Origin of the sequence: Pseudomonas fluorescens (assembly GCF_902498195.1) — a bacterium.
Lineage (GTDB): Bacteria > Pseudomonadota > Gammaproteobacteria > Pseudomonadales > Pseudomonadaceae > Aquipseudomonas > Aquipseudomonas fluorescens_BU.
Map to the genome: position 1 here is coordinate 176,919 of NZ_CABVIY010000008.1, position 21,012 is coordinate 197,930.

The 21,012-nt window shown below is 61.2% G+C and carries 18 protein-coding genes; 5 read left to right on the forward strand and 13 right to left on the reverse strand.

Features of this window, described 5'->3' with window-relative positions; all coding sequences use genetic code 11:
• Positions 1–60 precede the first annotated feature (60 nt).
• Positions 61–1,347 (forward strand): phosphate regulon sensor histidine kinase PhoR, encoded by a 1,287-nt coding sequence (gene phoR / locus F8N66_RS26940; RefSeq protein ID WP_263597745.1) that lies wholly within the window; start codon positions 61–63, stop codon positions 1,345–1,347.
• Positions 1,348–1,470: 123 nt separating this feature from the next.
• Positions 1,471–2,811: a hemolysin family protein gene (locus F8N66_RS26945; RefSeq protein WP_150773030.1), complete on the forward strand. Its 1,341-nt coding sequence runs from the start codon at positions 1,471–1,473 to the stop codon at positions 2,809–2,811.
• A gap of 114 nt (positions 2,812–2,925) precedes the next feature.
• Here F8N66_RS26945 and F8N66_RS26950 read toward each other — a convergent pair whose 3' ends face one another.
• The 8 genes from F8N66_RS26950 to F8N66_RS26990 all read right to left on the reverse strand — a co-directional run bounded on the left by F8N66_RS26950 (position 2,926) and on the right by F8N66_RS26990 (position 13,612).
• The gene (locus F8N66_RS26950; protein WP_150773031.1) at positions 2,926–3,822 is read right to left on the reverse strand and encodes a peptidoglycan DD-metalloendopeptidase family protein; all 897 of its coding nucleotides are present in this window, start codon (positions 3,820–3,822) and stop codon (positions 2,926–2,928) included.
• A gap of 208 nt (positions 3,823–4,030) precedes the next feature.
• On the reverse strand, positions 4,031–4,951 hold the full coding sequence (locus tag F8N66_RS26960; protein ID WP_150773033.1) for a response regulator: 921 nt from the start codon (positions 4,949–4,951) through the stop codon (positions 4,031–4,033).
• Between the two features lie 167 nt (positions 4,952–5,118).
• A complete protein-coding gene (phoU, locus tag F8N66_RS26965) occupies positions 5,119–5,880 on the reverse strand; it encodes a phosphate signaling complex protein PhoU (RefSeq protein WP_095194608.1) in 762 nt (253 codons plus the stop codon).
• A gap of 71 nt (positions 5,881–5,951) precedes the next feature.
• A complete protein-coding gene (pstB, locus tag F8N66_RS26970) occupies positions 5,952–6,785 on the reverse strand; it encodes a phosphate ABC transporter ATP-binding protein PstB (RefSeq protein WP_077046279.1) in 834 nt (277 codons plus the stop codon).
• 146 nt (positions 6,786–6,931) lie between these two features.
• Positions 6,932–8,602, reverse strand: coding sequence for a phosphate ABC transporter permease PstA (gene pstA, locus F8N66_RS26975; RefSeq protein WP_150773034.1), 1,671 nt, complete (start codon positions 8,600–8,602; stop codon positions 6,932–6,934).
• A gap of 15 nt (positions 8,603–8,617) precedes the next feature.
• On the reverse strand, positions 8,618–10,900 hold the full coding sequence (locus tag F8N66_RS26980; protein WP_150773035.1) for an ABC transporter permease subunit: 2,283 nt from the start codon (positions 10,898–10,900) through the stop codon (positions 8,618–8,620).
• Between the two features lie 162 nt (positions 10,901–11,062).
• The gene (locus F8N66_RS26985; RefSeq protein ID WP_150773036.1) at positions 11,063–12,064 is read right to left on the reverse strand and encodes a phosphate ABC transporter substrate-binding protein PstS family protein; all 1,002 of its coding nucleotides are present in this window, start codon (positions 12,062–12,064) and stop codon (positions 11,063–11,065) included.
• A gap of 249 nt (positions 12,065–12,313) precedes the next feature.
• A complete protein-coding gene (locus F8N66_RS26990) occupies positions 12,314–13,612 on the reverse strand; it encodes an MFS transporter (protein ID WP_150773037.1) in 1,299 nt (432 codons plus the stop codon).
• Positions 13,613–13,974: 362 nt separating this feature from the next.
• Between F8N66_RS26990 and F8N66_RS26995 the strand changes: the two genes are divergently transcribed.
• Both F8N66_RS26995 and F8N66_RS27000 read left to right on the forward strand, forming a co-directional pair.
• A complete protein-coding gene (locus F8N66_RS26995; RefSeq protein ID WP_007896491.1) occupies positions 13,975–14,379 on the forward strand; it encodes an acyl-CoA thioesterase in 405 nt (134 codons plus the stop codon).
• Between the two features lie 69 nt (positions 14,380–14,448).
• Positions 14,449–15,348: a D-hexose-6-phosphate mutarotase gene (locus F8N66_RS27000; protein ID WP_150773038.1), complete on the forward strand. Its 900-nt coding sequence runs from the start codon at positions 14,449–14,451 to the stop codon at positions 15,346–15,348.
• 133 nt (positions 15,349–15,481) lie between these two features.
• Here the strand turns inward: F8N66_RS27000 and F8N66_RS27005 are convergent, their stop codons facing one another.
• The 5 genes from F8N66_RS27005 to F8N66_RS27030 all read right to left on the reverse strand — a co-directional run bounded on the left by F8N66_RS27005 (position 15,482) and on the right by F8N66_RS27030 (position 19,294).
• Positions 15,482–16,018, reverse strand: coding sequence for a DUF3299 domain-containing protein (locus F8N66_RS27005; RefSeq protein ID WP_150773039.1), 537 nt, complete (start codon positions 16,016–16,018; stop codon positions 15,482–15,484).
• An 87-nt stretch (positions 16,019–16,105) separates the two neighbouring features.
• Positions 16,106–16,351: a GlsB/YeaQ/YmgE family stress response membrane protein gene (locus F8N66_RS27010; protein ID WP_008030708.1), complete on the reverse strand. Its 246-nt coding sequence runs from the start codon at positions 16,349–16,351 to the stop codon at positions 16,106–16,108.
• Between the two features lie 110 nt (positions 16,352–16,461).
• Positions 16,462–17,544 carry a 5-(carboxyamino)imidazole ribonucleotide synthase gene (locus F8N66_RS27015; RefSeq protein WP_150773040.1) on the reverse strand — a complete coding sequence of 361 codons (1,083 nt, stop codon included), beginning with the start codon at positions 17,542–17,544 and terminating at the stop codon, positions 16,462–16,464.
• Between the two features lie 11 nt (positions 17,545–17,555).
• Positions 17,556–18,047, reverse strand: coding sequence for a 5-(carboxyamino)imidazole ribonucleotide mutase (gene purE / locus F8N66_RS27020; protein WP_008030713.1), 492 nt, complete (start codon positions 18,045–18,047; stop codon positions 17,556–17,558).
• A 329-nt stretch (positions 18,048–18,376) separates the two neighbouring features.
• Positions 18,377–19,294, reverse strand: a complete 918-nt coding sequence (locus F8N66_RS27030) for a LysR substrate-binding domain-containing protein (RefSeq protein ID WP_150773041.1) — start codon at positions 19,292–19,294, stop codon at positions 18,377–18,379.
• Between the two features lie 180 nt (positions 19,295–19,474).
• Here F8N66_RS27030 and aspA point away from each other — a divergent pair, with 180 nt between their 5' ends.
• Positions 19,475–20,899 carry an aspartate ammonia-lyase gene (aspA, locus tag F8N66_RS27035; RefSeq protein ID WP_096514181.1) on the forward strand — a complete coding sequence of 475 codons (1,425 nt, stop codon included), beginning with the start codon at positions 19,475–19,477 and terminating at the stop codon, positions 20,897–20,899.
• Positions 20,900–21,012: the final 113 nt, after the last annotated feature.

A 21,012-nucleotide genomic window follows, 5' to 3' on the forward strand; every position in this document is an offset into this window, starting at 1 on the left:
AAGTAGACAAGGACGCGCGCTCAAGTGAACCAAAACTGGCATGGCACCCTGATTCGCCACATGCTGCTGCTGGTCACCGCCTGCCTGGTGATCGGCCTGATCACCGGCTTTTACGGCTGGAGCCTCGCCGCGGGCCTGGGCCTTTACCTGGCCTGGACCCTCAAGCAACTGCTGCGCCTGCACGAATGGCTGCGCCTGCACAAACCCGATGAAGCGCCGCCCGATGGCTACGGCTTGTGGGGCGAAGTGTTCGACAGCATCTATCACTTGCAACGTCGTGACCAACGGGTGCGCGGGCGCCTGCAAGCGGTGATCGACCGGGTCCAGGAATCCACGGCGGCCCTCAAGGACGCGGTGGTCATGCTCGACACCGACGGCAACCTGGAATGGTGGAACCGCGCCGCCGAAACCCTGCTGGGCCTCAAAACCCCACAGGACAGCGGCCAACCGGTGACCAACCTGGTGCGTCATCCGCGCTTCAAGGAATATTTCGAGCAGGACAGCTACGCCGAACCGCTGGAAATCCCCTCGCCGACCAACGACCGGATGCGCATCCAGCTGTACATCACCCGCTACGGCAATAACGAGCACCTGATGCTGGTGCGCGACGTCACGCGCATCCATCAGCTGGAACAGATGCGCAAGGACTTCATCGCCAACGTGTCCCATGAACTGCGCACGCCACTGACCGTGATTTGCGGCTACCTGGAAACCCTGCTCGACAACGTCGAGGAGGTGAACCCGCGCTGGACCCGCGCCCTGCAGCAAATGCAGCAACAGGGCGGGCGCATGCAAACCCTGCTCAATGACCTGCTGCTGCTGGCCAAACTGGAAGCCACCGATTACCCGTCGGACAACCAGCCGGTGGCCATCGACGGCTTGCTGCAATCGATCAAGAGCGATGCCCAACAACTGTCCGGGCAGAAAAACCAGAAAATCAGCCTCGAAGCCGACCCGACGATTCTGCTCAAGGGCAGCGAAGCGGAATTGCGCAGTGCGTTTTCCAATCTGGTGTTCAACGCCGTGAAGTACACCCAGGCCGATGGCAATATCCGCATTCGCTGGTGGGGCGATGAGCAAGGCGCGCACCTGAGCGTGCAAGATTCCGGGATCGGCATCGACAGCAAGCACCTGCCGCGCCTGACCGAACGCTTCTATCGCGTCGACTCCAGCCGCAATTCCAACACCGGTGGCACCGGGTTGGGCCTGGCGATCGTCAAGCACGTATTGCTGCGCCATCGCGCACGCATGGAAATCAGCAGCGTACCGGGCCACGGCAGTACCTTTACCTGCCATTTCGCCCCGGCCCAGGTCAGCAAATCCCGGGTTATCAGCACCACTGACTGATACCGGCCAGCACGCGCCACTAGGCAATCGCCAAGTCAGCCGCTACATTGGCTGACTTGCGCCTGCACTTCAGGCGCACTTTTTTCTATCCCTTCGAATTCACGGAAACCGCAAAACTCCATCATGGACCCTTCCCCTGGCTTGTCCCTCGCAACAATATTCGCCGACTTCGGCATGATTCTTTTTGCTCTGATCCTGGTGTTGCTCAACGGCTTTTTCGTTGCGGCGGAATTTGCCATGGTCAAATTGCGCTCGACCCGGGTCGAAGCCATCGCTGAACAACACGGCTGGCGCGGGCACATCCTGCGCACCGTGCACAGTCAGCTCGATGCGTACCTCTCGGCGTGCCAATTGGGCATCACCCTGGCCTCCCTGGGCCTGGGCTGGGTGGGTGAACCGGCGTTCGCGCACCTGCTGGAACCGCTGCTGGAAACCATCGGCGTGCAGTCGGCCGAAGTGGTCAAGGCCGTGTCGTTCTTTACCGCGTTCTTCATCATTTCCTACCTGCACATCGTGGTCGGCGAACTGGCCCCGAAATCCTGGGCCATCCGCAAGCCGGAACTGCTGTCGCTGTGGACCGCCGTGCCGCTGTACCTGTTCTATTGGGCCATGTACCCGGCCATTTACCTGCTCAACGCCAGCGCCAACCAGATCCTGCGCATCGCAGGACAAGGTGAACCCGGCCCGCACCACGAGCACCATTACAGCCGTGAAGAACTGAAACTGATCCTGCACTCCAGCCGTGGCCAGGACCCGAGCGACCAGGGCATGCGCGTATTGGCCTCGGCGGTGGAAATGGGCGAACTGGAAGTGGTCGACTGGGCCAACTCCCGTGAAGACCTGGTGACCCTGGAGTTCAACGCACCGCTCAAGGAAATCCTGGCGATGTTCCGTCGCCACAAGTTCAGCCGTTATCCGGTGTACGACAGCGAACGCCAGGAGTTCGTCGGCCTGCTGCACATCAAGGACCTGTTGCTGGAACTGGCGGCCCTGGACCACATTCCCGAGTCGTTCAACCTCGCCGAACTGACCCGCCCGCTAGAGCGCGTGTCCCGGCACATGCCGCTGTCGCAACTGCTGGAGCAGTTCCGCAAGGGCGGCTCGCACTTCGCGGTGGTTGAAGAGGCCGACGGCAACATCATCGGCTACCTGACCATGGAAGACGTGCTGGAAGTGCTGGTGGGCGACATTCAGGACGAACACCGCAAGGCCGAGCGCGGCATCCTCGCGTACCAGCCGGGCAAGTTGCTGGTGCGTGGTGATACGCCGCTGTTCAAGGTCGAGCGGCTGCTGGGGATCGATCTGGACCACGTGGAGGCCGAAACCCTCGCCGGGCTGGTCTACGACAGCCTCAAACGGGTGCCGGAAGAGGAAGAAGTGCTGGAAGTCGAGGGCCTGCGGATCATCATCAAGAAGATGAAAGGGCCGAAGATTGTGCTGGCCAAGGTGTTGATGCTCGACTGATCCAATGATCTGAATCGGCGTCGCACCCTTCGCGAGCAAGCCCGCTCCCACATTGGAATGCATTTCAAATGTGGGAGCGGGCTTGCTCGCGAAGGCGTCAGCTCGAACAACACCTCACGGCTTGCCCAACGCAAAGTTGGGCAACGCCCCCACCGGCTGTTTGAACCGGTACGGAATCGACACCAGCCCCATCCCGGTGTTGCGCTGCACCACGAAGTGCAAGTGCGGCCCACTGCTGTTGCCGGTGTTGCCCGACAATGCCAGCGCACTGCCCACCGCCACCCGCTGCCCCTCACGAACGCTGACCGAGCCTTTTTTCAGGTGCAGGTACACGCCCATGGTCCCGTCATCGTGCAGCACCCGCACGAAGTTGCCCGAGGGGTCGGTGCCGCGTCCCGTCTGGCTGTTTTCGGTTTTGACCACGACCCCGCCACGGGCGGCGATGATCGGCGTGCCTTCGGGCATGGCGATGTCCATGGCGTAACGGTTCTTCGGCCCATAGTGGCTGTATTGGCCATTGGCGCCCTGGCTCAGGCGAAACGGTCCACCTCGCCAGGGAAACGGGTATTGATAGGCCATGGCGGACCCTGACGGGTCGCCCAGGGAGTATTTGAGCCTGGGCATGTAGGCCAGCGGCCTCCCAGCCTGCTTCGCCGTCAGCTGCACCAGGCGGATGCTGCTGCGCAGCGGCATGACCCGTCTTATCGGCCGGCTCGGCACGCCGTCGGCATTCTTCACCCCGGCGAAGCTCAGTTCGATCTCCACCGGCGCATACAGGTCATTGCGCACATACACGCTGTCCACGCCGTCCTTCTTCATGATGACGAAGTAAACCTGACGTTCAAGGTGCTCGACCATGCGGTCCTGGAAGGTGAACACTTTGGCGCCTTTGCTCGGGCGGTCGCTGTAGGAGACCACGCCATTGGCGTCGGTGGACTTGTAGATGGTCATGGCCACGGCCGAGGTGGAGGCCATCAGAAGACCACAGAGAAAAAGCAGGCGCGCGAGCATGGGCGGGTGTCTGTCGAGTGAGGCCTGGGATTGAGCCTAGCAGCTGCAATGGACCCGGAGAGTCGGCAGATGTTTCAAGACGGGAGCGTCAAGGGGATGTGTGGTGAAGGTGATGGCCCCTTCGCGAGCAAGCCCGCTCCCACAGGGTTTACGCCAAACCTGTGGGAGCGGGCTTGCTCGCGAAGACGGACTGACAGGCGAAACGGTATCAAGCGCCTGGAATGAAGTGCTTCTGCGCTGTACCCCGGGCAATCAATCGCGAAATGTAATCAAGCTTCTGCGCGTCCTGGTCGACGAAGCGGAAGGTCAGTTGCAGCCATTCGCTGTCAGGCTTTTGCTCATGCGCGACGATGGCGTGCAGGTAACCGTTGAGACGCGCGGTCTCGGCGCTTTCGCCCTGTTCCAGGTCAAGCACGGCGCTGTCGAGTACCTGCGGCAAGGTCTCGGCCCGTTTGACCACCAGCAGCGCTTCCTTGAGGCTCAACGCCTTGATCACGCATTGCTGGATGCCGTTCGGCAAGCGCAACTGGCCCTGGCCACGCCCTCCCCCGGCGGCCGCAGCGGCGACCGGTGCCTTGACGGGCGGGCTGTTGAGCAAACCACCGCGGGCTTGGGCGGCGGCCGCAGCAGGCGCCGGCGCAGTGGGGGCGACCACGGCCGCCTTGCCACCGGTCAACGCATTCAGGGAGTCGTTGCCGAACGCCGAGCTGGTCTTGGTGTTGGCCGTGTTCATCAGGGAGTCGAGCTTGCCGACCTTGTGCAGCGCCTGCTTGACCTTGGTGATCAGTTGCTCGTTGGTGAACGGCTTGCTGACGTAGCCCGATACCCCGGCCTGGATGGCCTGGACGACGTTCTCCTTGTCGCCGCGACTGGTGACCATGACAAAGGGCATGCCCTTGAGGTTGTCCTGCTCACGACACCAGGTCAGCAGTTCCAGGCCGGACATTTCCGGCATTTCCCAATCGCACAGGACCAGGTCGAACGCTTCCCGTGCCAGCATGGCCTGCGCCTTTCTGCCGTTGACCGCGTCTTCGATCCGCATGCCCGGGAAGTAGTTACGCAGGCATTTTTTCACCAGGTCACGAATGAACGAGGCATCGTCCACGACCAACACACTGACCTTACTCATCCCTAACCCCTTTAAAAAATCCCGGCAAGCATACCGCTTTGCTGATGGCACATTGCCAAAAACCTTCAGTCACGCCGGGACTTTTCGTTCGCGGGTGCTGCCTTTCGAATTCGTGTGCCACAAACAAAAACGCCCGGCCAAAGGGCCGGGCGCGTCCTGGGGCAACCTTACTTATCGTCAGCTTTGCCCGGAACATTAGCGGTTTCGCCGCTTGTTCCTTCAACTTCTTCCTTCATGCGCTTGAGGCCCAGGTGACGCACGTCGGTGCCGCGTACCAGATAGATCACCAGCTCCGAAATATTGCGCGCGTGGTCGCCGATGCGCTCCAGCGAACGCAGTACCCAGATGATGCTCAAGACCCGCGAGATAGAGCGTGGGTCTTCCATCATGTAGGTCGCCAGCTCGCGCAGGGCGGTCTTGTATTCACGGTCGATGATCTTGTCGTACTGCGCCACCGACAATGCCAGGTCGGCGTCGAAACGGGCGAAGGCGTCCAGGGCATCGCGCACCATGTTGCGCACCTGGTCGCCGATGTGGCGAACCTCGACGTAACCGCGCGGCGCTTCGCCTTCTTCGCACAACTGGATGGCGCGACGGGCGATCTTGGTCGCTTCGTCACCGATGCGTTCCAGGTCGATCACCGATTTGGAAATGCTGATGATCAGGCGCAAGTCGGATGCCGCTGGCTGACGACGGGCCAGAATGCGCAGGCATTCTTCGTCGATGTTGCGTTCCATCTGGTTGATCTGGTCGTCGATCTCGCGCACCTGCTGGGCCAGGCCCGAGTCGGCCTCGATCAGCGCGGTCACCGCGTCGTTAACCTGTTTCTCGACCAGCCCGCCCATGGCCAGGAGGTGGCTGCGCACCTCCTCAAGCTCGGCGTTGAACTGCTGGGAGATGTGGTGGGTAAGGCCTTCTTTACTAATCATGTTGGCGTCCTTGGAGCGTCCGGTAAGGTGCGGTGGACCGCAGCGTCAGTTCAGTGAGCAACAACAGCTTCCTAGCCGTAGCGACCGGTAATGTAGTCTTCGGTCTGCTTCTTCGCCGGATTGGTGAACAAGGTGTCGGTGTCGCCAAACTCCACCAGTTTGCCCATGTACATGAACGCCGTGTAGTCGGATACCCGCGCGGCCTGTTGCATGTTGTGCGTCACGATGACGATGGTGAACTTGGATTTCAGTTCGTAGATCAGCTCTTCGACTTTCAGCGTCGAGATCGGGTCGAGTGCCGAGCACGGCTCATCGAGCAGCAGCACTTCCGGCTCCACGGCGATGGTGCGCGCAATGACCAGACGTTGCTGCTGGCCACCGGACAGGCCCAGTGCCGACTCGTGCAGACGGTCCTTGACCTCGTCCCACAGCGCCGCGCCTTTCAACGCCCACTCGACGGCTTCGTCGAGCACGCGCTTTTTGTTGATGCCCTGGATACGCAGGCCGTAGACCACGTTCTCGTAGATGGTTTTCGGGAACGGGTTCGGCTTCTGGAACACCATGCCGACGCGACGGCGCAGCTCGGCAACGTCCTCGCCCTTGCGGTAGATGTTGTTGCCGTACAGGTTGATCGCGCCTTCGACGCGGCAGCCATCCACCAAGTCGTTCATGCGGTTGAAGGTACGCAGCAGCGTGGACTTGCCGCAGCCGGACGGGCCGATGAAGGCGGTCACGCGCTGTTTCGGAATGTTCAGGCTGACGTCGTACAGCGCTTGTTTCTCGCCGTAGAACAGGCTCAGGCCAGGCACTTCGATGGCCACGGTTTCCTGCTCAAGGTTCAGGCTCTGTTTGTCGCGACCCAGGGCCGACATGTTGATGCCGTGGGTATGTGCTTCGTGCTGCATGGGAGGCTCCCTGTGCTGACAAATTCGGTTCAGTTTTTGTGGGAGCCAGCCTGCTGGCGATGCTAGCGACGCGGTTTAACTCTGAAACCGCGGTGATGGCATCGCCAGCAGGCTGGCTCCCACATAGAAATCATTGCTGTTGGAAATCAGCTATCCAGCGCTTTGTACTTCTCGCGCAGGTGGTTACGGATATAAACGGCCGACAGGTTCAAGGTCGCGATCACCAGCACCAGCAGCAGCGCCGTGGCGTACACCAGCGGCCGCGCGGCTTCGACGTTCGGGCTCTGGAAGCCGACGTCATAAATGTGGAAGCCCAGGTGCATGATCTTCTGGTCCAGGTGCAGGTACGGGTAGTTGCCGTCCACCGGCAGCGACGGCGCCAGTTTCACCACACCCACCAGCATCAGCGGCGCCACTTCACCGGCGGCGCGGGCCACGGCGAGGATCATGCCGGTCATCATGGCCGGGCTGGCCATTGGCAACACGATCTTCCACAAGGTTTCTGCCTTGGTGGCACCCAGGGCCAGCGAGCCTTCACGCACGGTGCGAGGGATCCGCGCCAGGCCTTCTTCGGTCGCCACGATCACCACCGGCACCGCCAGCAGCGCCAGGGTCAACGACGCCCACAGCAGACCCGGCGTACCGAAGGTCGGTGCCGGCAAGGCTTCCGGGAAGAACAGGCGGTCGAGAGAACCACCCAGTACATACACGAAGAAGCCCAGGCCGAACACGCCGTAAACGATGGCCGGAACACCCGCCAGGTTGTTCACCGCAATGCGGATAATCCGGGTCAACGCGTTCTGCTTGGCGTACTCACGCAGGTAAACCGCCGCCAGCACGCCGAACGGCGTCACGATCATCGCCATGATCAGCGTCATCATCACGGTGCCGAAGATCGCCGGGAAGATCCCGCCTTCGGTGTTCGCTTCACGCGGATCGTCGCTCAGGAATTCCCAGACCTTGCTGAAGTAGAAGCCGATCTTGGTGAAGGTGCCCATGGCGTTCGGCTGGTAGGCGTGAACCACCTTGCCGAGGCTGATTTCGATCTCTTTGCCATTGGCATCACGGGCGGTCAGGCTGTCACGGTTGAACTGCGCGTGCAGGTCGCCCAGACGCGCTTCAATGTCCTGGTAGCGGGCATTGAGTTCGGCGCGCTCGGATTCCATGTCCGCCTGCGCGGCCGGGTTGAGCTTGCCTTCCAGTTCCAGTTTGCGGCCGTGCAGGCGGATGCGTTCGAGACCGGCGTTGATCGCGCCGATGTCGGATTTCTCCAGGCTCTTGAGTTGCGCGGCCAGCTGGTTCACACGGTTGATCCGCGCTTGCAGCTCGGGCCAGGCCGCTTCGCCTTCGGCGATGACTTTGCCGTCCTGTTTGACGTTGACCAGGTAGCCGTAGAAGTTGCCCCACTCACGACGCTCCAGCGCCATCAGTTCAACCGGGGTCGTCTGGTTAGTTAGCCACTCGCCAACGATCCACGTGAAATCGTTGCCGTTCAGGTCACGGTTGCCGACCTTGATCAGCTCGCGGGTCATGAACTCCGGACCTTCGTCCGGCACCGGCAGGCCAGCGCTTTTCAGACGCGCGCGCGGTACTTCTTCCTTCTGTACCACTTCGCCGATGACCAGGTGATTGGCCTGGCCCGGCACGTCGTAGCTGGCATGCACCAGGTCCGCCGGCCAGAAGTGACCCAGACCGCGCACGGCAATCACCGCCAGCAGGCCAATGGTCATGATGACCGCGATGGACACCGCGCCACCGCTGATCCAGACGCCGGGGGCGCCGCTCTTGAACCATCCTTTCAGGGAGTTCTGTTTCACAGACTTCTACCTTTCTTAAAGCGACGAGTATTTCTTGCGCAGACGCTGACGAATCAGCTCCGCGAGGGTGTTCATGACGAAGGTGAACAGCAGCAGCACCAGCGCCGAGAGGAACAGCACGCGGTAGTGGCTGCCGCCGACTTCCGACTCCGGCATTTCCACCGCGACGTTGGCGGCCAGGGTGCGCAGGCCTTCGAACAGGTTCATTTCCATGACCGGGGTGTTACCGGTGGCCATCAGCACGATCATGGTTTCACCGACCGCACGGCCCATGCCGATCATCAGTGCCGAGAAGATGCCCGGGCTGGCGGTGAGGATCACCACGCGGGTCATGGTCTGCCACGGCGTGGCGCCGAGGGCCAGGGAACCGAGGGTCAGGCCACGGGGCACGCTGAACACGGCGTCTTCGGCGATGGAGTAGATGTTCGGGATGACCGCGAAACCCATGGCCAGACCGACCACCAGTGCGTTGCGCTGGTCGTAGGTGATGCCCAGGTCGTGGGAGATCCACATGCGCATGTCGCCGCCGAAGAACCAGTTCTCCATGAACGGGCTCATGTACAGCGACAGCCAGCCCACGAACAGGATCACCGGAATCAACAGCGCACTTTCCCAACCGTCCGGGACTTTCAGGCGAATGGATTCGGGCAGGCGGCTGAAGGTGAAACCGGCGACCAGGATGCCGATCGGCAGCAGCATCAGCAGGCTGAAGATGCCCGGCAGATGCCCTTCCACATACGGTGCGAGGAACAGGCCGGCGAAGAAGCCGAGGATCACCGTTGGCATCGCTTCCATCAGCTCGATCACCGGCTTGACCTTGCGGCGCATGCCCGGGGCCATGAAGTACGCGGTGTAGATCGCGGCGGCGACGGCCAGGGGCGCGGCCAGCAGCATGGCGTAGAACGCGGCTTTCAGGGTGCCGAAAGTCAGCGGCGACAAGCTCAGTTTCGGTTCGAAGTCGGTGTTGGCGGCGGTCGATTGCCAGACGTATTTAGGCTCGTCGTAGTTCTCGTACCAGACCTTGCTCCACAACGCGCTCCAGGACACTTCCGGGTGCGGGTTGTCCAGCAGCAACGGTTGCAGCTTGCCGCTCGCTTCCACGATCACGCGGTTGGCCCGTGGCGACAGGCCGAACACGCCCTGGCCTTCGACCACTTGATCCACCAGCAGGGTGCGGTGGGCGGTGCTGTGGAATACGCCGAGCTTGCCGGAGGCGTCCAGGGCCACGAAGCCCTTGCGACGTTCTTCGGCGGTGATTTCAACGATCGGCGTGGTGCCCATCTGGAAGGTGCGGATCTGTTTCAGGCGTTGCTCGCCATCGTGATCACGCGCCATGAACCACTGGGCCAGGCCACCTTTGGAATCGCCAAGGATCAGCGAGATGCCGCCCACCAGCTGGGTGCTGGCGGTGATTTGGGTTTCGCCGTCTTCAAGCAGTTTGTAGCGACCGTTGAGGCTCTTGTCGCGCAGGCTGAACACGTCGGCCTGGGCACGACCATTGATCACGTACAGCCACTGCTGACGCGGGTCGACGAAGATGTTCTTCACCGGCTCGGTCATTTGCGGCAGATCGATGCGCTTCTGCTCGTTGGTGACTTCACCGGTCATCATGTTTTCTTCGCTGGTCAGCGAGAGCACATTGAGTTGCGAACCGGTGGAGCCAACCAGCATCAGGGTCGAATCGGTGGCATTGAGGCTGACATGCTCCAGCGCGCCACCGGCTTCATTCAGCGTGATCGGGGTTTCGCCGTAAGGGTATTCGATGGCGGGCGAGATGGTTTTCTTGCCGTCCGGATAGCTGACTTTATAGGTGTGACGGAACACCAGGGCCTGGCCGTTGGACAGACCCACCGCCACCAGCGGTTGACCTGGCTGGTCTTCGCCGATGGCCGTTACGGCAGTGCCCGCCGGAATCGGCAGATCGACGCGCTTGAGTTCAGCGCCACTGTCGATGTCGAAGAACAGTGCCTGGCCCTTGTCGGACACCCGCATGGCAACCTGGTTCTGTTCTTCCAGGGAGATCATCAGCGGCTTGCCGGCGTCTTGCATCCAGGCAGGTGTGATGGCGTCCTTGGCCGTCAGGTCCGCGCCTTGAAAAAGAGGCGCGACGACGTAGGCGAGGAAGAAGAAAATCAGGGTGATCGCTGCGAGAACGGCGAGGCCGCCCACGAGAACGTACCAGCGAGTCAGGCGATCCTTGAGCGCGCGGATACGGCGCTTGCGTTGCAGCTCAGGCGTATTGAAATCAATTCGCTTGGGGGGATTAGTAGTCATGTTGGAATTGGCCAGATCATTCATTCGCACACCCTAGCGATCCTGTATGACAGAAAGATGACAGTGCAGTGACGCAACAAATCCGCCGCTGACGTAGCCAGCAGTGGATAGAGAATTTGAGGTGGTTGGGGGCAGCTCCTGCCGCCCCCAGGCGAGTCCGATGGGGTTCACCCCGGACTCAATTTGTTACTTTTTTGCGACTTCAGCGCCGCCTTCCTGCAGACCCAGGTCAGCCAGTGCTTTGGCAGCAACCTTGGCTGGCAGTGGGATGTAGCCGTCTTTCACCACAACTTCCTGGCCCTGTTTGGACAGAACCAGTTTCACGAACTCGGCTTCCAGCGGGGCCAGGGGCTTGTTCGGGGCTTTGTTGACGTAGACGTACAGGAAGCGGGACAGCGGGTACTTGCCGTTCAGGGCGTTTTCTTCGGTGTCTTCGATGAACTCGGTGCCGCCTTTCTTGGCCAGGGCCACGGTCTTCACGCTAGCGGTTTTGTAGCCGATGCCCGAGTAACCGATGCCGTTCAGCGAGGAGCTGATCGACTGCACGACCGAAGCCGAGCCTGGTTGTTCGTTGACGTTTGGCTTGTAGTCGCCTTTGCACAAGGCTTCTTCCTTGAAGTAGCCGTAGGTGCCGGATACCGAGTTACGACCGAACAGCTGAACCGGCTTGTTGGCCAGGTCGCCGGTCACGCCCAGGTCACCCCAGGTTTTCACGTCGGTTTTAGCGCCGCACAGACGAGTGGACGAGAAGATCGCATCGACCTGTTCCATGGTCAGGTGCTGGATCGGGTTGTCCTTGTGTACAAATACCGCCAGGGCGTCCACGGCAACCGGGATAGCGGTTGGCTTGTAGCCGTATTTCTGTTCGAAGGCCGCCAGTTCGGTGTCCTTCATCTTGCGGCTCATCGGGCCCAGGTTGGAGGTGCCTTCAGTCAGCGCAGGTGGCGCGGTGGCGGAGCCAGCGGCCTGAATCTGGATGTTTACGTTCGGGTATTCTTTTTTGTAGTTCTCAGCCCAGAGGGTCATGAGGTTGGCAAGGGTATCGGAGCCGACGCTGGACAGATTGCCCGACACACCAGTGGTCTTGGTGTAGCTCGGGATCGACGGGTCAACAGCGGCAACCGCGTTGGCAGTCGCAACGCCAGCAGCGACAAAAGTCATTGCCGCCATCAAACGCTTCAGTTTCATGCCTTACTCCTAGCAGATAGGGTGTGTTAAGTCGGGGCCAAGTATCAGCAGGCCGTGTGAACACTCTATGGCTGAAATATGACAATTGGATGAAAGGCCAGCATTCGATGTTTGCAGGTAACACCAAGCTATCGTTCTTCGCGAGCAAGCCCGCTCCCACACTCGACCGCATCCCTCTGAGAGAGCGCGGTCAAATGTGGGAGCGGGCTTGCTCGCGAAGGCGTCAACGCAAACGATGCAAGGACCCGCTTAACGCCCCTTCTTCCAGAGATACGCCCCCACCAGAATCCCGACCCCGCACAGCACCGCCACGTAGTACGCCGGCCCCATCGGGCTTTCCTTGAGCAGCAGGCTGACGATCATCGGCGTCAGGCCACCGAAGATGGCGTAGGCGACGTTGTAGGAAAACGACAGCCCACTGAAGCGCACCACCGGCGGGAACGCCTTGACCATCACGTACGGCACCGCACCGATGGTGCCTACCAGCAGGCCGGTCAGGGCATACATCGGGAACAGCCATTCAGGATGGTCGGCCAGGCTGTGGTAGAAGGTCCAGGAGCTGGCCAGTAACGCGGCGCAGCCGAACACGAACACTCGTCCGGCACCGAAACGATCCGCCAGCGCGCCGGAAATGATGCAGCCAAAGCTCAGCATCACGATGGCCACACTGTTGGACTGCAGGGCCGTGGTGGGCGAGAAGTGGTAGACCGTCTGCAACACGGTCGGGGTCATCAGGATCAACACCACGATGCCCGCCGACAGCAACCAGGTCAGCAACATGGAAATGGCAATCGCACCGCGATGGTCACGCAACACCGCACGCAGTGGCACTTCTTCGGCCAACGCCTTGCGCTGTTGCAGTTCGGCAAACACCGGCGTCTCGTGCAACCAGCGACGCAGGTACACCGAGAACAGGCCGAACACACCGCCCAGCAGGAACGGAATCCGCCAGGCGTAATCCGCGACTTCCACCGGGGTGTAGAGGCTATTGATGGCCGTGGCGACCAGGGAACCGAGCAAAATACCCGCCGTCAGCCCGCTGGTCAGGGTGCCACAGGCATAGCCGACATGGCGTTGCGGCACGTGTTCGGAAACGAAGACCCAGGCGCCCGGCACTTCACCGCCAATGGCTGCCCCCTGGATCACCCGCATCAGCAGCAGCAGGATCGGCGCCCACATGCCGATCTGTGCATAGGTCGGCAACAGGCCCATGATCAGGGTCGGCACCGCCATCATGAAAATGCTCAGGGTGAACATCTTCTTGCGCCCCAGCAGGTCGCCGAAGTGCGCCATCACGATGCCGCCCAGCGGCCGCGCCAGGTAGCCGGCGGCGAAAATCCCGAAGGTCTGCATCAACCGCAGCCATTCGGGCATGTCCGCCGGGAAAAACAGTTTGCCCACCACCGTGGCGAAGAACACGAAGATGATGAAGTCGTAGAATTCCAGCGCGCCGCCCAAGGCCGACAGCGACAGTGTCTTGTAGTCGCTACGGGTCAACGGACGTGCGGATTGGGAAGGCTGCGCGATACTCGAGGGCGCTGTGGTCATGGCAAAGGCTTCTCTTATAGTCAGGTCTGCCGCCCCGACAACGCAGGCAAGGGCTCGGGCAGGACCGGCACGATAGCAAATTGTTCGAAAAAGCACATAGAGGCGCGTATTTGACAGTCAAAATGAGAACCGGATGGTCGTATCGGAGTCTATCGACCGATATACTCGCCATTGTGTAATAGCTTGTAAGGGTTGCTGTGCGAAAACGCCTGTCAGGTTCATAGGCGGTTTCGCAGAGTTTCCCTTTAGGCGCCTTACGAAAAACGTGACGAACGTAGTATGTTCGGGGCTGAATCGTTTTTCCGAGACGGCTATTCACCCGCTACACCTATGAAGAGTCACGGGTCAGAGGCACCCCCGGCATGATAGAGCTCGAACAAGAAGATCCAATCCCGCAAGGCGACCTGGCCCTGCAAATCACCGCGCTTCCACGCGAAACCAACGGCTTTGGCGATATTTTCGGCGGCTGGCTGGTGGCGCAGATGGATTTGGCCGGCACCGCGATGGCCAGCAAGGTCGCCGGTGGGCGCGTGGCTACCGTGGCCATCGACCGCATGGCGTTTCTGGTTCCGGTGGCGGTGGGCGCCCAGCTTTCCTTCTATACCCAGGCACTGGAAATCGGCCGCAGCTCGATCCAGATGATGGTCGAGGTCTGGAGCGACGATCCGCTGTCCAGCGAATGGCGCAAAGTCACCGAAGCGGTCTTCGTGTTCGTCGCCATCGATGGCAGCGGCCGCACCCGCTCGGTTCCGCCTCGCGCCCGTTAAAGAGCCTCGTTAAACCCGGCGACCGTTTTACGGTCCACTGCAGTCCTGTTATTGATCGAGAGCTGTCCCATGAGCACGCCCAACGTTGAAGCCGTGAAACTGGATGAACTGAACTGCTGGCGCATCCGCCACGGTCAGGCCGAATTGCTGGTAGCCCAGCAGGGCGCGCACATCCTCAGTTATCAGTTGGCCGGCGAACCCCCGGTGATCTGGCTCAACGAAGAGGCGGCGTTCAAGACCGGCAAGAGCATCCGCGCCGGTGTGCCGGTGTGCTGGCCGTGGTTCGGCAACCTGGCGCGCAACCCGCAGAGCGTGCAGGCGATGCGCGTCAGTACCGAGCCGGCAAGCGCTCATGGGCTGGTGCGGGCCATGGACTGGGAACTGGGCGGCATCGAGGCCGAGGGCGAAAGCGTCAAGGTCGAATTCCTTCTGCCCTACCCCGAGGGTGGCCTGCCAGGCTGGCCGCACCAGGTGGACCTGAAACTGAGCATTCGCCTGGACGAGCGCCTGCAGATCAGCCTGACCAGCCACAACCAGGGCAACGACACCGTCACCCTCAGCCAGGCACTGCACAGCTATTTCGCCGTCAGCGATGTGCGCAACGTGCAGGTCGAAGGCCTGGATGGCTTGAGTTACATCGAGACCCTGGACGACTGGAAAACCGTCACCCAGTCCGGCGACCTGCGCTTTACCGGCGAGACCGACCGCATCTACCTCGATACTCCGGCGAAGCTGAGCATCGTCGATCCCGCGTGGGAGCGGCGTATCGAGCTGACCAGCAGCGGTTCGCGCTCGGCGGTGATCTGGAACCCGTGGATCGACCGCGCCGCGGCCTTCAGTGACATGGCCGACGATGGCTGGCAGCGCATGCTGTGCATCGAAACGGCGAATGTGCTGGGGGATGTGGTGACCTTGGCGCCGGGTGCGAGCCATACCCTGGGCGTGAGCATCGCCAGCAAGTCTCTGTAACACTACAAAACCAATGTGGGAGCGGGCTTGCTCGCGAAGGGGCCGTAACATTCAACATCATCGTTGACTGATACACCGCCTTCGCGAGCAAGCCCGCTCCCACATTTGGTTTGTGCCTGTTCTTTAGAACGCGTTACAAATCCGACTCTTTCACCACCCTTACCTTCGCCGCATCCAGCGCATACGCCGCATCCGCCAGGTCGTTGCTGACCTTCTCGATCTTCAGCGTGCCGGTGACCCACAGCGGCGTGTAGATATCATTGAGCTTCAAACCCTTGGGATAACGCACCAGCACCAATTGATTGGGCGGCGGTGGCGGCACGTGGATACAGGCGCCTGGATACGGCACGAGGAAGAACAGCGTGCTGTGGCCCTTTGCGTCGGTTTCCAGTGGCACCGGATAACCGCCCAGGCGGATGTTCCTGTCGTTCATCGACGGCACGGTTTTGGTCGAGTACATCACCGCCGGCAGGCCTTTGCTCTGCTTCATGCCACCCTTTTCGGTAAAGGTGCCTGTGGCTTCGGGGGAGTCGTGATCGATCTCGGGCATGGCCTCGAGGGCTTTCTGGTCTGACTTGGGCATCAGTTCGAGCCAGTCGGTTTCCGGCAGGTCACCGGCGTGGGCAAGGCCCGCACCCAGGAAAAGAAGCGTTAACAGAAGACGGCGCATTGAGTGGCTCGGTAGAGGAAGGACGATAAGTCGCCGAGCATTCTAGTCCTCCCGGACTGCGCCGCCGAGAGGACTTTGTCGCATGAATCAGTTCTTTTTGATCAGGCCGTAGATCACCAGCAACACCACGGCACCCACCAGCGCACCGATGAAGCCCGCGCCTTGGCCTGCCTGGTAAATGCCCAGGGCCTGGCCGCCATAGGTGGCCGCCAACGAACCGCCGATACCGAGCAGGATGGTCATGATCCAGCCCATGCTGTCATCGCCCGGTTTCAGGAACCGTGCCAGCAGGCCGACGATCAAGCCGATAAAGATGGTTCCGATAATTCCCATGGCATTTCCCTCTGAATGGACAGTTATACGAAGCCTAGACAGACTTTCGCATCCTGCCATGAGAGAACGGCGATCCCTGAATGGTTCCGCCGCCGCCACAGGAAACCGGTTTATTCAGCGATGAGCGCTTCGACCTTGAGGATCTGCGCGGCCAGCGTCTCGCGGTCTGCACAACGCAGGTTGGCGTGACCGACCTTGCGGCCGACCTTGAACGCCTTGCCGTAGTGATGCAGGTGGCAATCGGCGATGGCCAGGACTTTTTCCGTCTCAGGCACTTTGCCGATGAAATTCAGCATTGCGCTTTCGCCGACCTTGGCGGTCGAACCCAGCGGCAGGCCGGCCACTGCCCGCAGGTGGTTTTCGAACTGGCTGCACTCGGCGCCTTCGGTGGTCCAGTGCCCGGAGTTGTGCACGCGCGGGGCAATTTCGTTGGCCTTGAGGCCACCGTCGACTTCAAAGAACTCGAACGCCATCACACCCACGTAGTCCAGCTGCTTGAGCACACGGCTGGAGTAGTCTTCGGCCAGCGCTTGCAGCGGGTGGTCGGTGCTGGCCACGGACAGCTTGAGAATGCCGCTGTCGTGGGTGTTGTGCACCAGCGGATAGAACTTGGTTTCACCATCACGGGCACGTACGGCGATCAGCGAGACTTCGCCGGTGAATGGCACGAAGCCTTCCAGCAGGCAGGCCACGCTGCCCAGTTCGGCGAACGTGCCGACCACGTCGTCAGCGGTGCGCAGCACTTTCTGGCCCTTGCCGTCGTAACCCAGGGTACGGGTCTTGAGCACGGCCGGCAGGCCGATGGACGCCACGGCGGCGTCCAGGTCGGCCTGGGATTGAATGTCGGCGAACGCCGGGGTCGGAATCCCCAGGTCCTTGAACATGCTCTTCTCGAACCAGCGATCGCGGGCGATACGCAAGGCTTCGGCACTCGGATAGACCGGCACGAACTGCGAGAGGAACGCCACGGTTTCCGCCGGAACGCTCTCGAACTCGAAGGTCACCAGATCGACTTCATCAGCCAGCTGACGCAGGTGATCCTGATCGCCGTAATCGGCACGCAGGTGTTCGCCCAATGCCGCCGCGCAAGCGTCCGGCGCCGGGTCCAGGAAAGCGAAATTCATGCCCAGCGGAGTGCCCGCCAGCGCCAACATGCGACCCAACTGGCCGCCACCGATTACACCGATCTTCATCGTCAACAACCTCAGGCGATGCGTGGGTCTGGATTGTCCAGGACGCTGTCTGTCTGCTCAGCACGGAAGGTTTTCAGCACTTCATGGAACTGCGGGTGCTTGGCGCCCAGGATACTCGCCGACAGCAGCGCTGCGTTGATCGCGCCAGCCTTGCCGATGGCCAGGGTGGCGACCGGAATGCCAGCAGGCATCTGCACGATGGAGAGCAGCGAATCGACGCCCGAGAGCATCGCCGACTGCACCGGCACGCCCAGCACCGGCAGGTGGGTCTTGGCCGCACACATGCCAGGCAAGTGGGCTGCGCCGCCGGCACCGGCGATGATCACCTCGATGCCACGCGCTTCCGCTTCTTCAGCGTACTGGAACAGCAGGTCCGGGGTGCGGTGGGCAGAGACCACTTTCACCTCGTAAGGGATGCCGAGCTTTTCCAGCATATCGGCGGTGTGGCTAAGGGTGGACCAATCGGACTTGGAGCCCATGATCACGCCAACCAGTGCACTCATCGTCGTGCCTCTTCTCTCTGGGCGCCCGCAGGCGCGTCAAAAAACAACAAGCCACGCATTGTGCGTGGCTTGATTGTACGAAAAATGGCCGGGCGAACCGGCCGAAGGCCGCGCAGTATACCTCAATACGACAGATAAACAGCCCCCGTTTCGACCATCTGTCATACGGCGCAAAGCCCCGGTTTTATTGACCTGAAGGTCAATCCGATTCCCCACAAAACCCTGTGGGAGCGGGCTTGCTCGCGAAAGCGGTGTATCAGGCAGCATTGATGTCGACTGGCACTCCCTCTTCGCGAGCAAGCCCGCTCCCACATTTGATCTTCTTGGCCTCAGGAGCCGGTTGTGCCTTGGGCTGCACCGCCTTCCAACTTGCGCCACAACAATCGAACGTTGGCTTTGCGCACCAACGCACAGCGATAAAGGCGAATCTCCAACGGCACATGCCATTGCGGACCGCCGCACACCACCAACTCACCGCGTGCCAACTCGGCACGAACGCTGAGCTGAGGCACCCATGCGATACCCAACCCTTCCAGCGCCATGCTTTTAAGGCTGTCGGCCATTGCCGTTTCGTAGATGGTGGTAAAACGCAGCGCCCGCTGGCGCAGCAGCATGTTCACGGAGCGACCCAGAAACGCACCGGCGCTATAAGCCAGCAACGGCACGCTGCCCTCGCCCTCCAGATCGAACAGCGGCTTGCCGTCGGCATCGGCCGCACACACCGGCAGCATTTCGGTATGACCCAGGTGCAACGACGGAAAGATTTCCGGGTCCATCTGCATCGCCGCATCCGGGTCGTAGAAGGCCAGCATCAGGTCGCAGCCACCTTCACGCAGTGCATGTACCGCGTCGCCTACGTTGGTCGCGACCAGTCGCGTGGCGATGTTCAAACCTTCATTGCGCAGTTGCGCGATCCAGCGCGGGAAGAAACCCAGTGCCAGCGAGTGAGCGGCGGCGACTTGCATCACTTCGCCCTGCCCGCCTTCCAGATGATGAAGATGACGCAGCACTTCGCCGAGCTGTTCGACCACGGTGCGCGCGGTGACCAGGAACAACTGCCCCGCCGCCGTCAGCTCGATCGGCGTGCGCGAGCGGTTGACCAGCGTCAGCCCCAGCGCCGCTTCCAGGCTGCGGATCCGCCGGCTGAACGCCGGCTGGGTCACGAAGCGCCGTTCCGCCGCCTGGGAGAAGCTGCGGGTGGCGGCCAGGGCACTGAAGTCCTCCAGCCATTTACTTTCCAGATTCATCACGTCCTCCCGGACACGCACCAATTTAGGTCACACGCTCGCCGCGAACGCGGCGTCACATGGGCATTATGCCGAATATGCATAGCCCAGTGTTTAACAGCATTGGCCCAAAATTCTCCACAAGCCTAGCATTTGCAGTGTTCCGGCACAGACCGGGTCCATATCGAGATGATTTCTATCATGTCCTCCGCTGCATCATTCCGCACAGAAAAAGACCTGCTTGGCGTACTTGAAGTACCGGCTCAAGCGTATTACGGCATCCAGACCCTGCGAGCGGTGAATAACTTCCGTCTCTCCGGCGTTCCGATTTCGCATTACCCGAAGCTGGTAGTCGGCTTGGCGATGGTCAAACAAGCCGCCGCTGACGCCAACCGCGAACTGGGTCACCTGAGCGAAGCCAAGCACGCGGCCATCAGCGAAGCCTGTGCACGACTGATCCGCGGCGATTTCCACGATGAGTTCGTGGTGGACATGATTCAAGGCGGTGCTGGCACTTCGACCAACATGAATGCCAACGAAGTCATCGCCAACATCGCGCTGGAGGCCATGGGTCACCAGAAGGGCGAGTACCAATACCTGCACCCGAACAACGACGTGAACATGGCGCAGTCGACCAACGACGCCTACCCGACGGCCATCCGCCTGGGTCTGCTGTTGGGTCACGACGCGCTGCTGGCCAGCCTCGACAGCCTGATCCAGTCGTTCGCCGCCAAAGGTGAAGAATTCAGCCACGTCCTGAAGATGGGTCGTACCCAACTGCAAGACGCCGTGCCGATGACCCTGGGCCAGGAATTCCGTGCTTTCGCCACTACTCTGGGCGAAGACCTGGCGCGTCTGAAGACGCTGGCGCCAGAACTGCTGACCGAAGTGAACCTGGGCGGCACCGCGATCGGCACCGGCATCAACGCCGACCCGCGCTACCAGCACCTGGCCGTACAGCGCCTGGCCACCATCAGCGGCCATCCGCTGGTCCCGGCGGCCGACCTGATCGAAGCCACCTCCGACATGGGCGCCTTCGTGCTGTTCTCCGGCATGCTCAAGCGCACTGCGGTCAAGCTGTCGAAGATCTGCAACGACCTGCGCCTGCTGTCCAGCGGCCCGCGCACCGGCATCAACGAAATCAACCTGCCGGCGCGTCAGCCAGGCAGTTCGATCATGCCAGGCAAGGTCAACCCGGTGATCCCGGAAGCCGTGAACCAGGTGGCATTCCAGATCATCGGCAACGACCTGGCCCTGACCATCGCGGCCGAAGGCGGCCAGCTGCAACTGAACGTGATGGAGCCGCTGATCGCCTTCAAGATCTTCGACTCGATCCGCCTGCTGCAGCGCGCCATGGACATGCTGCGCGAGCACTGCATCACCGGCATCACCGCCAACGAAGAACGTTGCCGTGAACTGGTCGAGCACTCGATCGGCCTGGTGACCGCGCTGAACCCGTACATCGGCTATGAAAACGCCACCCGCATCGCCCGTATCGCCCTTGAAAGCGGTCGTGGCGTGCTGGAACTGGTGCGCGAAGAAGGCTTGCTCGACGACGCCATGCTCGCCGACATCCTGCGCCCGGAAAACATGATTGCCCCGCGTCTGGTGCCTCTGAAGGCCTGACCAACGCTGTAGCACCGCTCACCAGGTCGAGGGACTAGACACCTCTCACCTTTTGAGGGCTTGGAGATCACTCTCCAGGCCCTTTTTTTTATTCCACGCAAAAGCACCCTGTA

Excerpts from the sequence above, each read along its gene's own strand:
- F8N66_RS26990 (WP_150773037.1), bottom strand. The coding sequence starts at position 13,612 with ATGACCACAGCGCCCTCGAGTATCGCGCAGCCTTCCCAATCCGCACGT.
- phoU (WP_095194608.1), bottom strand. The coding sequence starts at position 5,880 with ATGATTAGTAAAGAAGGCCTTACCCACCACATCTCCCAGCAGTTCAAC.
- aspA (WP_096514181.1), top strand. The coding sequence starts at position 19,475 with ATGTCCTCCGCTGCATCATTCCGCACAGAAAAAGACCTGCTTGGCGTA.
- F8N66_RS26995 (WP_007896491.1), top strand. The coding sequence starts at position 13,975 with ATGATAGAGCTCGAACAAGAAGATCCAATCCCGCAAGGCGACCTGGCC.
- F8N66_RS26950 (WP_150773031.1), bottom strand. The coding sequence starts at position 3,822 with ATGCTCGCGCGCCTGCTTTTTCTCTGTGGTCTTCTGATGGCCTCCACC.
- F8N66_RS26980 (WP_150773035.1), bottom strand. The coding sequence starts at position 10,900 with ATGAATGATCTGGCCAATTCCAACATGACTACTAATCCCCCCAAGCGA.
- F8N66_RS27000 (WP_150773038.1), top strand. The coding sequence starts at position 14,449 with ATGAGCACGCCCAACGTTGAAGCCGTGAAACTGGATGAACTGAACTGC.
- F8N66_RS27005 (WP_150773039.1), bottom strand. The coding sequence starts at position 16,018 with ATGCGCCGTCTTCTGTTAACGCTTCTTTTCCTGGGTGCGGGCCTTGCC.
- F8N66_RS27015 (WP_150773040.1), bottom strand. The coding sequence starts at position 17,544 with ATGAAGATCGGTGTAATCGGTGGCGGCCAGTTGGGTCGCATGTTGGCG.
- F8N66_RS26985 (WP_150773036.1), bottom strand. The coding sequence starts at position 12,064 with ATGAAACTGAAGCGTTTGATGGCGGCAATGACTTTTGTCGCTGCTGGC.
- purE (WP_008030713.1), bottom strand. The coding sequence starts at position 18,047 with ATGAGTGCACTGGTTGGCGTGATCATGGGCTCCAAGTCCGATTGGTCC.
- F8N66_RS27030 (WP_150773041.1), bottom strand. The coding sequence starts at position 19,294 with ATGAATCTGGAAAGTAAATGGCTGGAGGACTTCAGTGCCCTGGCCGCC.
- pstB (WP_077046279.1), bottom strand. The coding sequence starts at position 6,785 with ATGCAGCACGAAGCACATACCCACGGCATCAACATGTCGGCCCTGGGT.
- phoR (WP_263597745.1), top strand. The coding sequence starts at position 61 with ATGCTGCTGCTGGTCACCGCCTGCCTGGTGATCGGCCTGATCACCGGC.
- F8N66_RS26945 (WP_150773030.1), top strand. The coding sequence starts at position 1,471 with ATGGACCCTTCCCCTGGCTTGTCCCTCGCAACAATATTCGCCGACTTC.
- F8N66_RS27010 (WP_008030708.1), bottom strand. The coding sequence starts at position 16,351 with ATGGGAATTATCGGAACCATCTTTATCGGCTTGATCGTCGGCCTGCTG.
- F8N66_RS26960 (WP_150773033.1), bottom strand. The coding sequence starts at position 4,951 with ATGAGTAAGGTCAGTGTGTTGGTCGTGGACGATGCCTCGTTCATTCGT.